Genomic DNA, 12,399 nt, shown 5'->3' with positions numbered 1-12,399 from the left:
CGGCAATTTCATTTAAATGCACATTTTGATATATAAATCGAGAAAGACCCGTTTCCTACACTGATGTGTAGACGGGTCCAATTTTACCTTCTCGCATGAAGATTAGTTTCAACCATATACAACTTTAAATGCTTCTTCCACTTGAGGGCGGATGTCTTCCCATTCTGCATCCGGTAGCTTACTAACGGTTACAAAATCTTTAATACCAAATATATTGTCTATGCCTTCAATTGCCAGTAATGCGCTAGCCAAGGGATGATCTGTTACATCACCCTTTTTCAAAGATGTACTTCTAGGACCTTCAAAGATCGTCTCGTTTGTGTTGATCTTAATTGAATTCGGATTGGGTGTATCTTGAATATGAATTTGAATTGCCATGTTATCACTCCTTTATATGACATTGTATCATGTTGTGACTAACCTTACTAACCCTCTCTAAATAATTCAAGAACCTTCCCATCTCAAAAGGAAAATAGGAAAGTTCTTGATCATATTTTACCGAATGATATTAAGTAGATTTACAATGACTTGTGCACTTTCTGCTCGGCTTGAATCTATTGTAGGCATAAACATGTTCTTGCTTTGTCCCTGCATTAATCCTAATGAAGTAGCTGCTTTAACTTCTCCAATAGCCCATGAACTAATCTGTTGTTCATCGATAAACTCAGAGGTTGAATCCTCCTGAAGATTAATAGTCCCTTTACTCAATGAATAGGCTCGAAGTATCATTACAGCCATCTCTTCTCGTGTGATACGTTCTTGAGGTGCGAAGGTAAGATCATTCTTCCCCTTTACCAGACCATGTTGGTACGCAATGGCTACCTCAGTAGCATACCAAGCGTTACTATCGATATCCTTAAAGGTCGTTGCATCACCTTCAGACTCTAAATTCAAAGCGCGCACAAGCATAGTCGCGAACTGGGCACGAGTTAATCTCTGCTCAGGATCAAACTCACTATCGGTTATCCCTTCTATGACATGCTTTGCCGCTAATTCTTTAACTGCATTTTGAGCCCAATGCCCTTCCAAATCAATAAATGATTTGTTGAATTCTAATACGGCATACTTGCTGAAATGATAGATATCCGCTTGGAACTTGCCGTTTTCTAAATTGCCACCAACGTATTCCAATTCTCCATTCTCCGTAATAAAATATGCACCCAACAGTTTCTCATCAACAGAATGATTAACATTAAATCCTATCTTTATTGGTGTTAGGAATTTGTCTATCTTAACTTCTTTTCCATCCTTTGTTTTAACTGACAACTTGAATTCATACACTTTACTTGCCAATTTTAGCTTCGTATTGGTTGAGTTACCCGATTTCTGTAAAAGGGCTTCCGCAGAAGCTTGTAGCATCTCATCCATCGTAAAGGATATGAGAGCACCCTCAGATTTCTCGGAAGGGATCGATTGCTGTAATGCTTTTAGTAACAATGAAGGAAGCACAATTACAATATCTCCTTTTTTGATTTCAATCGACTTGAATCCCATCATATCTGCTGCTTTTATCGGAAGTAGAACACCATTTTCCTTTACTCCAAGGTCAATGATTACTTTCTCTTTACCATTCTTCAGCGATTCTTCATTAACGATTCTCTGAGTGATTGTATTACTAGTTACATCTCCATTATTTATCGAAGTACCTACCGATGTGTTAGGATCTACCGGTGGATTTACGGGAGGATCAACCAATGAAATAGCCGCAAGAATAACAGTTCCTCCCTCATTTATACCAGGAAGATTAAAACTCACCATATTATCATTCGTTACAGTATATACCGTACCACTGTACTCGTCCTTCACTTGACTCTTAGCCTTGAACGGAACGCTAATGGTAACACTCTTCTTATCTACCTTCGTATTAATGACTGTAACGATATTTTCATTAACCACATTTTTGTTGAATGCCATATATCCCTCTTCATCCGAAGCTACAAGAGACGACCGTGTTCCTTTGGAGTATAGTTTGGAATACTTCGCACGGATATTCAACAATTTCTTATAATGGTCATGCAGAGCTTTTTCCGTTTCCAACTGATCCCATGGCATATCGGCACGATTCTCGCTAAATTCTCCTTTACTCATATCTCTTGCATTCTTTCCTGAGCGTCCCAATTCTTCTCCATAATAAATAACGGGCTGTCCTTTGGATGTAATCTGTAGCGTTGCTGCGATTTGCAGCTTGCCTTTATCCCCACCCACAAAATCGGATAGAAATCCATCTTCATCATGACTACTTAGAAATTGCCCCATCGTTTTTGTGTTATCCAGTTGTGCATCACGAGCAGCTAGATATGCTTCAACTGATTCGATATTTCCATTCACGAATTCTCTAGCTCGATCATTGAAACTGAAATCAAGAAGACTGTCCATTTGACCGCTTTGGAGCGAACCTCCATCACTATCAACAGTCGCACCGAAGTATTCACCAATTAATTTGAAATCCGGGTCAATCGTAGTCAACGCATTTCTGAACGCTTTCCATGTCGTGTCTTCAACATGTTTCACTGTATCTACACGGAAATAATCAATCGTATCCCCACGTTTCGTTCTAGTACGATCCAACCAACCTACTTGCCAATCAATCACTTGTTGGCGAACAGCTGCATCCTCTGTCATTAAATCTGGAAGTTGGGCTAATTCCCCTTTAATCGGATCTTCATCTGCAGAGATTCCATCTGTTCTCAACATATTACTGAATCGGTCTTTGTCTTCCTGAGTAATTCCAGGTCTGGTGTCATCGGCTTTTAACCCGTATCCAGTATGATTTAGAACAACGTCAACCATGATCTTAATGCCCTTATCATGAGCTGTATCGATTAATTCTTTGAAGGTCTCTAGATCTCCCAGATGTTCATCAATTTTTGTGAAATCTTTAGCCCAATAACCATGATAACCATATTGTTTACTGTTAAAATCTACACCCTTATTGAAATCTATATTGTCAACGATTGGCGTAATCCACAGTGTGTTGATCCCCAATTGCTCCAAGTAATCAAGCTTGTCGATCAGACCTCTAAAGTCACCTCCGTGGTAAGCTTCAAGGTGATTTGTATCAACATCGACATTATTTGTTGTATCACCATCTTGGAAACGATCCGTCAGCACAAAATAAATGCGTGCTTCGTCCCAATCGAAATCAAGTTCACCTATTGGATCCGTTCTCTTCGTAACTTCTACAATCGCAATATGTGTATGTTTATTACCGAATTGATCCACCAGTGTGAGCGGAATATTTTTAGATCCTGGCGCAATTGAATCATTTACTGCAATCGTCTGAGCCATGAGTTCCGTATCAAACTTAACTTTCGCAGGGCCACCCAATGACGTAAGATCCATATAGGCTTCCTTGTAAATTATCGATTGTTCTGATGAGACTTGAAGTGTCAGTACTGCATTCTTATTAGAAACAATCACTAAAGGTTTAACCGATGATTGAATCGTCACCACAGGGATAGAATACTCCACAGTCGATTTCCCATTTGTAGTATGATGTGGATCCGTGATCTCGGTCGTTGTTCCATCCTTCGTTATCAAGAACGTATACTCATAAGAACCACTGTCCACATTGGTCAACGTATAAGTGAACCATTCCTTAGCTGGATCATAAGTCATTGGATATTCAGCTCCATTAACTTTAACCTTCACATCAGTAATGGCATCCAGCTGACCATTCTTGAAAAGAATATCGTCTCTATACATAAACGTAATATTACCGTCATATAGAATTGGTCCTGTAATGCTAGGTAGGACATCAAGTTCTTTAACCATGCTGATGACTTTTACTTTGGTGAATGATTCTCCAGGTGATACGGAAATAATGCGATCATCTGGAATATCCTGTTTAGCGGTGTTCCAGTCTGTTCCTTTGCGGAGAACAAACCCAACACTCGTAGTTTGCGGCGCGACTTCAATCATCACCGTTGCTACACCATTCTCTATTTTCTCGAAATCGATCTGATCATTCTTAACACCAGTGTTCCATACCCAAAGGTTCCAATCACTGTAATCCTGATCTGGGCGAATATAATTGAATTGAACATAACGCTTGTCGTTAACAGATTCCGTTGTCACGGTAACAGTTATGCTGACCGTAATACCACCATAAGTCGCTGTAATCGTTGCAGTACCTGGCGCTACTCCTTTCACGAGACCTCTCGCAGTTACAGTAGCCACCTGATTATCACTTGAAACGTAAGTAGTCTGATTCGTTACCGTTCTTTGGCTACCATCATCATACTTCGCATATATCGCTGTCTGATGTGTAGTCCCAACCGCTAAAGAATAGTTCGCTTGATCCACTTCGAGGGATTCAAACTGCGCTGCTGTAGCATCTTTTTTGATAATGACTGCTGATAAAGGTTCTAACGTGATCGAGTTACTCGTTAGTGAAAATCCTGATCTCGTTTGAACCTCAACTATTCCTGCTTCATCATCATCTACCACAACCATTCCTGCTGATAAATCTTCTGAGAGCGTGAGCGTTCTTGCCGTGTGATCTGCATTCACAAAGACATAATAATGACCGCTTCCATCCGTTGCCTTATTCTTATAAGCAATTACAAGATCGCTAGATTTGATCTCAGGTGCTGAGATTAAAGTAATATTCGAGTCTACTAATGACTTTTCACCTAATCTAAATGCATCTGTATATTTTCTTAGCTCAATTAATCCCGCAGTATACTCTTTCGTTACATGATTCTCGGGATATTGAATTGCATCTGTTGCTTTCTCCCAATCAAACATATTGATCGCATCGGAGGAATCATAGGAATCATGGATAAAGTATCCGAACGACTGACCAGTCTCGTCTTCTAGTTCATGAAATTTCTGCTCTGGTAATCCTGCTCCCTGCCATTGTTTGGTTCGACCATATTCCTGACCTGCATGGAGGAAGGCCGTACCTTGGGATGTAAGGACCAACATATTTCCAAGTCTTATTCGCTTATGAATTTCCAAATCGTTCTTTGAAATGGAAGGGTCCTTCTTAATGGATTGCGCTATGACATCATATAATGGAAGGTTATCATGTGCCTCAATATATTGAACTATATCGCCCGGGTCATCTTGAGCAGTATTGCTTGGCTGTGCCTTGATGTTACTGAAGATACTATTAATATCTCGTGCCCCACCGGTGATAAATCTTGGTTCACCTTCGGAACCATAGCCAGATTTCAATTCATTCCGAATCTCATCAGAGAATACTCCGACGCTATCTGTTTTATCCATCCAATCCTGATCTGCACCTTTACCTGCTAATGAGGGATCTGATGCTGCACCTCCGAATGTTCTCCAGCCTTCACCAATAAACAAAGCATTGGGGTTAATTGTCGACGCTGCATCATAGGCATTCTGAACGGCATCATAGGTTGCGTCACCCATCATATCCCAACGCATACCATCTATTTTATATTCATCAAACCAGTATTTTACGGAATCTACCATTAGTTTCTCAGACATCTTATGACTAGTGGCTAGATTGTTCCCGAACCCACCAATGTTATTTCCATTCGCATCTTGGAACGCATAGTAGTCAGGAACGATATCATCCAGGAAATCGGCTTTAGCCATATGTGTGTATACAACATCAAGGACGACACCCATTCCGGCATCATGAATGGCATCAATCATCGCTTTTAATTCTTTAATTCTAAGCTCAGGATCTGCGGGATTCTCAGAGTATGCGCCATCTGGCGAGAAATAGTTATGTGGGTCATAACCCCAGTTGTATTCATTATATTGAGCTGAATATTCAAGTTCTCTTAAGTCCATCACTGTCTCATCACCGTAATACCAAGCCATGACTGGAAGTAATTGAACATGAGTAACACCTAGGGATTGAATGTAGTCAAGCTTACTTTTGAAGGCATCAAAAGACCCCCATGTTGCGCTATTCAAATCTTCCTCAATAGAGGGATCCGATGTGAAGTCTCTAACATGGATTTCCCATATGATTGCATCTTCTCTTTGTTCATAGCCATCAATATTAGCAAAATCAAAACCTTCAGGGTCTGATCCATTCAAGTCTACAATCGCAGCTTTGCCTACAGCATCTCCATCAGGACCTACTTCACCCTTCGTATTCGCTTTGAAGGCGGCCATAGATTTGGCGTAAGGATCAAGCACTTGTTTGGTCACACCGTTATTGGTTACTTCATATTGATAAAAGTATCCTTTCAGATCGGTCACACTGGTACCCACCAGATCAACTGGGTCAATGACTGTAGACCACACACCCTTGTCTTCTTGGGTTAATTGAATATTACCTAAGCGTTTCGTAGAATCATCTTTATCATATACGTTCGCAACTACAGAACTTGCCTTGGGAGCCCAGAGCTTCAATATAGCACTTCCAGCTTCATAAGTTGCTCCAAGATCATCACCTTCATAATGATACATCTCATCGATCATTCTCCAGCCTGTGTTAGCGCTTACAGTTCTCCCCATGTAGGTGATACTTAATGGAGCATTCTCCAATAGAAATGGTGTTGTAATGACTTCAACCGCTGTTGGACTCGTGATTTGAACACTATTGACCGTTACGTTGTCACCATTCTTGTCTGTAATGCTTAACCCATTCTTTAATGTAGCCTCGTCTAAACCTTCGGTCATTGTAAATCCAATTTGTATTTTACTATCCGATAGTATTTCTGCGGATAACAATCCGACAGGTACTTCTCCAAATGGAGAAACGTATACGTTACTATCTCCTTGCTTGATCCACAACTGATTGTATTTATCCAATAGATTAAAACTTCTGTCCGCCTCTTTATCATCACCTAAGGTGCGATTCACTACAAAGAAACCAATTTTCTTCGCATGATCTGTAAGTGGGATATCAACATATGCACCAAATTTATCTATCTGCCCAGCTGGAAATGGAGTAGCACCTGTTGACCAACCATCCGAAGGTGTAGCTACATCTTCCCAATTCCAAATACCATAAGAACTGTAGTTATTGTCTGCTCTTTGATAATGTATCCGCACTGTATTGACAGGAATATTAACCGGTTCATAAGGAGTCACTTGATCTGATCCTTCTTTGAGCCATATTTCATTCATCTCTGGTGTCGTAATCGTTATATTCTTATCGCCACCATCTTTTGTCCCATCTATCCGATTAACCACGATCGCACCAATACTTTTTGCTAGGCTTTTTAATTCAACATCAACATAAGCACCATAGCTATCTAACTGACCAGAAGGGAATGGTGTTGCTCCGGATGACCAGCCACTCGATTCTAAAGCGACATCTCCCCATAACCATAATCCAAGATCTGTATAATTCCCGTCGACTTTGTTGTAATGGACTCTAAGATGTCCAGCTGGTACAACATCAACATTGTCAACCGCATAAACAACCTTGGTAACTGAATTCACATTGTCATAATCGTCCTCGTACATGGCACTTGCGTCAGCAGGAGACCCATTGTCAGCATCGCCAATGTCGGTCTGTAAATCACTAACTATGACAACTTCACTTGGAGTAGATGCAATAGCTTGTGAAGGTATTAATCCGATACTTGAAATAACAAGAACAAGAATCATGAAGATGGACAACATTTTCTTCCATGTAATCAATAACTTCATTTGAGCAACACTCCCTATTATTATTCACAATTCTGCAAACGATTGCACAAAAAGACAGATTCCCCCCTTTTATTCTTATGTTAATGAAAGCACTACATTTATGATAGTCCGTACTTGGTGCAGATTTTTTGTAATTCTCGAAAATGGTAACCATACACACTTGTGGAAACGTTTGCATGTATATAGTATAATGCTTTCATCTAAGCGTCAATTCATTTATTTATAATTATTTACTTTATTACGTTTAATTGGATGTATAATAGTCGAAGTTCCTCATCTGTAAGATCTCTCCACTGCCCTTGTTCTAGACCATCTATCGTAATGTTCATAATTCTAATTCGTTCAAGCTTTAGGACTCTATAGCCAAGAGCTTTACACATTCTGCGAATTTGTAAATTGAGGCCTTGGGTTAGGATAATGCGAAACTCATAGTCATTGAGCTTAAGCATTGCACATCGTTTTGTTGTCACACCAAGTATATCTACACCATTAGACATTTGATGTAAGAACTCCTCTGCTATAATCTTATCTACAGTTACCACATATTCCTTCTCATGACCATTCTCAGAACGCATCATTTTATTGACAATATCCCCATCGTTCGTGAGTATAATTAATCCCTCTGATGCTTTATCCAATCTACCTATAGCGAAAATGCGCGAAGGATGATTTACGAATTCAATGATATTTCCGGATACATGTGATGCTGCAGTACAAGTGATCCCTACTGGCTTATTGAGCACAATATAGACAGGATCTTCCTTACTAGGGATGGACTCTCCATCGATAAGTACGGTATCCCCTGGAGCAACCTCGTCTCCTGGTTCACAAATAACACCATTGATTGTAATCCTTCCGTCTGTAATTAAACGATTGGTCGCACGTCTTGAACAGTAACCCGTCTCGCTTATAAATTTATTAATTCTCATATAACTCTCACTTTCGTATACAATGATTATTATCTTAATTCTAGCAGAAACATAAGACATAAATAACCCGTACTGGATTATACCAGACACGGGTTATTCAGTCTTAATCAACTATGAATTGTCTTAAATCATTATTTTGCAAATATCATTGGTAAATTCAACAGGATCTGTAATTGTTAATCCTTCAATTAGCAAAGCTTGATTGTACAATAGGTTCGTATACAAGCTCAATTTATCTTTGTCATTAGCATAAGCATCTTTTAATGATTGATACACTTCATGATTGACGTTGATTTCTAGAACTTTATCTGCCTTCACATCTTGTCCATTAGGCATTGCTTTCAATATCTTTTCCATTTCAATCGTTAATTCGCCCTCAGTAGATAGACACACAGGGTGGGTCTTCAATCTCTTCGATGCTTTAACATTCTTTACTTTATTATTTAGAATACCCGCCATAGCTTCAAAGAGTTCCTTGTTATCGCTCTCTTCCTCTTCGGTTGGTTTGTCTTCAGCATCCGTCTCAATTCCTAAATCACCACTTGATACGGATTTAAATTCTTTCTCTTTATAGCTCATGATCATCTTAATCGCAAATTCATCGATATCGTCAGTAAAGTATAGAACCTCATATCCTTTATCTGATACTAACTCGATTTGCGGTAACTTCTCAATTCGATCAATAGATTCACCTGAAGCATAATAAATAAACTTCTGATCTTCAGGCATTCTTGATACATATTCATCCAAGGTAACTAGTTTCTTCTCTTTGGAGGAAGTGAACATGAGCAAATCCTGCAAAGTATCTTTATTCATTCCGTAATCATTATAGACTCCAAATTTCAACTGTCTACCAAATGCTGTAAAGAATTGCTCGTAATTCTCTCTTTCATCCTTCAATAGGCTCAACAATTGACTTTTGATTTTATTCTTAATATTTTTCGCAATCAATGTTAATTGACGATCATGTTGTAATAGCTCTCTTGAGATGTTCAACGATAAATCCTCAGAATCGACCATTCCTTTGACAAAGCCAAAGTAATCAGGGAGTAGATCAGAACATTTCTCCATAATCAATACACCATTAGAATAAAGCTCTAAGCCCTTTTCATATTCTTTGGTGTAATAATCAAATGGTGTATTCTCAGGAATGAATAGAATCGCATTATAGACTACAGCGCCATCGGCACTAATATGGATATGTTTAAGTGGTTTATCAAAGCCATAACGTTTCTCAGCATAGAAGTTATTGTAATCTTCTGTAGACAATTCGTTCTTATTCTTACGCCAGATTGGAACCATGCTATTAACGGTCTGTTCTTCAAGAACTTCCTCGAATTCATTCTCTACGCCTTCTTTTGGACGTTGCTCTTTCACATCCATCTTGATCGGGAAGCGAATGAAATCAGAATATTTCTTAATAATCCCTCTTAAGCGGTATTCTTCTAAGTATTCATCATATTGATCATCTTCTGTATTCTCTTTGATTTTCAGAATAATCTCAGTTCCTACAGAATTCTTATCACATGACTCAATTGTATACCCATCGGCACCATGAGATTCCCATTTGAACGCCTCATTGCTCCCTAGAGCTTTACTGATGACAGTTACAACATCCGCCACCATGAATGCAGCATAGAAGCCAACTCCGAATTGACCAATGATATTGTGTCCATCTTTCGCTTCGTTCTCTTTCTTGAAAGCTAATGATCCACTCTTAGCAATCACTCCCAAGTTATTCTCTAGCTCCTCTTTCGACATACCAATCCCTGTATCGGTAATAGTTAATGTCCGGTTCGCCATATCTGTTGTAACCTTGATGTAATAGTCCTCTTGGTTAAATACCATGTCATTATCAGTTAGTGCTTTGTAGTATATTTTATCAATGGCATCACTAGCGTTTGAAATAAGTTCTCTTAGAAAAATCTCTTTGTGCGTATAGATGGAGTTAATCATCATTTCCATCATTCTTTTAGATTCTGCTCTAAACTCTTTTTTGATCACGATTAGTTCTCCCTTCAATTCAAAAAATGATATAGTCGTTAAATAAAAAAATTAGCACTTGAGCGACTAGAGTGCTAATTCCTATTTTTACATATAGTAAAATTTGTTGTCAAGTTGTTAATGCTAGACGTCGATCAGAAAACATCTATTATTTTTTTGGAGATGTTCTAACGGATAGGGATGCCCATGTATTTTCTAGCCACGAATCAAACTCTGCACCTTTGTCACCTTCAAATGTGTCGTACAAATCAACTCTCATCTTTTTCAACTTCTCTTTGAAGTCTTCATAAGTATGACCTTCCGGTAGACTCTTCTTAATTCTTAATAAAACCTTTGTTATACCCCTATACAATTCACCAGAATCCTTGGCTGGTAATTGTACGTCTTCACCCAATTCCTTGAGTTTATGGAAAGCAGCTTCTTGTACTTTATACACAGAATCGTTAGCCATAACACGTGTAAGGATATCGATGGATTGTTTGTCACCCAACTTACCTAATTCTTCAACGGCATTTAAACGTTCTCTCCAATCAGATGTACGATGGACAGCTTTCTTTAATTGCTCCATATTGGGGCCTAACTCCATTACCTCTTCATTATTCAATTCTTCATTATTCAAACGATCCAATTCCCTTCTATTCTCAATCTTGTTGGTATTCGAAGATATATTCCAATCAACAATTTCCACTACTCTCCATTATACCTCATCTGTTGCTATTATTGCGCTATACTTTATACTCTAAACAAATCCATCCATCATTTATTCTGATTTAGCTCCTGTGGCACCATGACTTTTCATTATCTTTTCCATTCCATCGGTCGCTTTAACTGTTCCGTCTGGCATCACCCAGACCGCTTCTACATCTTCTAGACTTTCTATGAGTGCCTTACTCTCCTCAAATGGCAAGAGAAATGTAGCTGTCGACAAGAAATCTGCTACGCCTGAATCTTCCGTCACAATCGTTACAGCGCGATAATATTGTCCGGGCATCAACGTCTTGGGGTCGATCAAATGATGGACAGTCTCCCCATCCACAACGTAATATCTTTGATAATCCCCACTACTAACGACAGAAGCATTATCAACAAAAATGGTATCCAATAGATTATCTTCTTCCACTGCGATAAACTTATCCGGATTCTGTAATCCTACTCCCCATCGCTCACGGACATTATCAAGAGGTTTGTGGATAGCACGAACATTACCGCCAGCACTGATCATCCCAGATAATAATCCCTCAGCCATTAATTCATTGGCTACAATTTCTGTAGCATATCCCTTGGCAACGGCTCCAACATTAAGACTCATCTGTTGATCAGCCAAATACACAGTATTATTATCAGTATCTACGATGACTTGATCAAGATCTATATGTTCTGCCGCCATCATGAGTTTTTCTATCGGAGGTAACATCGCATTCATTGGATCATCGATACCCGCTTCACGATAATCATGCCAAATCTGAAGAACGGAACCCATAGCGATATTCGTATCTGAACCAATTTGCTCAGCCCATTTCTTCGAGAACAGAATTAGATCAATAATGGCTCTATCTACTTTGACAGGTTCAATTCCTGCATGATCATTAATTGTCTTTATATTATTTATACCCTCATAATCATTATAAATATCATAGAATTGGTGCAACTCTATGAAACGTTCATGCGCTTGATCATAGTATTGTTGAAATTCTTCTTCGCTCTTAGTATAAGCAACGAACTGCGTTAGCGTATTAAAACTATCATAGAAACTGCCACTATACTTTTCATAATGGATAGCAGTATTATTCCCTCCAGATTGACAACCTAACAAGAGAAGAGACAACGTTACTACGATTGCTACAACCTTACTCCATCTATACATGTGATCCCC

At 39.0% G+C, this 12,399-nt stretch carries 6 protein-coding genes; all 6 read right to left on the bottom strand.

All coding sequences use genetic code 11. The features are described 5' to 3' along the window. Positions 1–108: 108 nt before the first annotated feature. The 6 genes from LPB68_RS16905 to LPB68_RS16880 all read right to left on the bottom strand — a co-directional run bounded on the left by LPB68_RS16905 (position 109) and on the right by LPB68_RS16880 (position 12,390). Positions 109–378, bottom strand: a complete 270-nt coding sequence (locus LPB68_RS16905; protein WP_082865841.1) for a NifU N-terminal domain-containing protein — start codon at positions 376–378, stop codon at positions 109–111. A 117-nt stretch (positions 379–495) separates the two neighbouring features. Continuing rightward, complete coding sequence (locus tag LPB68_RS22395; RefSeq protein WP_082865840.1) at positions 496–7,593, bottom strand: pullulanase; 7,098 nt, start codon at positions 7,591–7,593, stop codon at positions 496–498. Positions 7,594–7,823: 230 nt separating this feature from the next. After that, a complete protein-coding gene (locus LPB68_RS16895; protein WP_068661148.1) occupies positions 7,824–8,522 on the bottom strand; it encodes a pseudouridine synthase in 699 nt (232 codons plus the stop codon). Positions 8,523–8,645: 123 nt separating this feature from the next. Then, entirely contained in the window at positions 8,646–10,526 is a 1,881-nt protein-coding gene (gene htpG / locus LPB68_RS16890; protein WP_068661147.1) for a molecular chaperone HtpG, read from the bottom strand. 148 nt (positions 10,527–10,674) lie between these two features. After that, on the bottom strand, positions 10,675–11,112 hold the full coding sequence (locus tag LPB68_RS16885; RefSeq protein ID WP_082865843.1) for a HEAT repeat domain-containing protein: 438 nt from the start codon (positions 11,110–11,112) through the stop codon (positions 10,675–10,677). Positions 11,113–11,286: 174 nt separating this feature from the next. Continuing rightward, positions 11,287–12,390: an FAD:protein FMN transferase gene (locus LPB68_RS16880; protein WP_068661146.1), complete on the bottom strand. Its 1,104-nt coding sequence runs from the start codon at positions 12,388–12,390 to the stop codon at positions 11,287–11,289. Between the last annotated feature and the right edge of the window lie 9 nt (positions 12,391–12,399).

The organism is Paenibacillus crassostreae, assembly GCF_001857945.1.
Lineage (GTDB): Bacteria > Bacillota > Bacilli > Paenibacillales > Paenibacillaceae > Paenibacillus_AQ > Paenibacillus_AQ crassostreae.
The sequence above is the reverse complement of the archived record's forward strand: the minus strand, read 5'-3'. Positions and strand labels throughout refer to the sequence as shown.

Bases quoted from the DNA above. Each gene is read 5' to 3' on its own strand.
- LPB68_RS16880 (WP_068661146.1), bottom strand. From the start codon at position 12,390: ATGTATAGATGGAGTAAGGTTGTAGCAATCGTAGTAACGTTGTCTCTT.
- LPB68_RS16905 (WP_082865841.1), bottom strand. From the start codon at position 378: ATGGCAATTCAAATTCATATTCAAGATACACCCAATCCGAATTCAATT.
- LPB68_RS22395 (WP_082865840.1), bottom strand. From the start codon at position 7,593: ATGAAGTTATTGATTACATGGAAGAAAATGTTGTCCATCTTCATGATT.
- LPB68_RS16895 (WP_068661148.1), bottom strand. From the start codon at position 8,522: ATGAGAATTAATAAATTTATAAGCGAGACGGGTTACTGTTCAAGACGT.
- LPB68_RS16885 (WP_082865843.1), bottom strand. From the start codon at position 11,112: ATGGAGTTAGGCCCCAATATGGAGCAATTAAAGAAAGCTGTCCATCGT.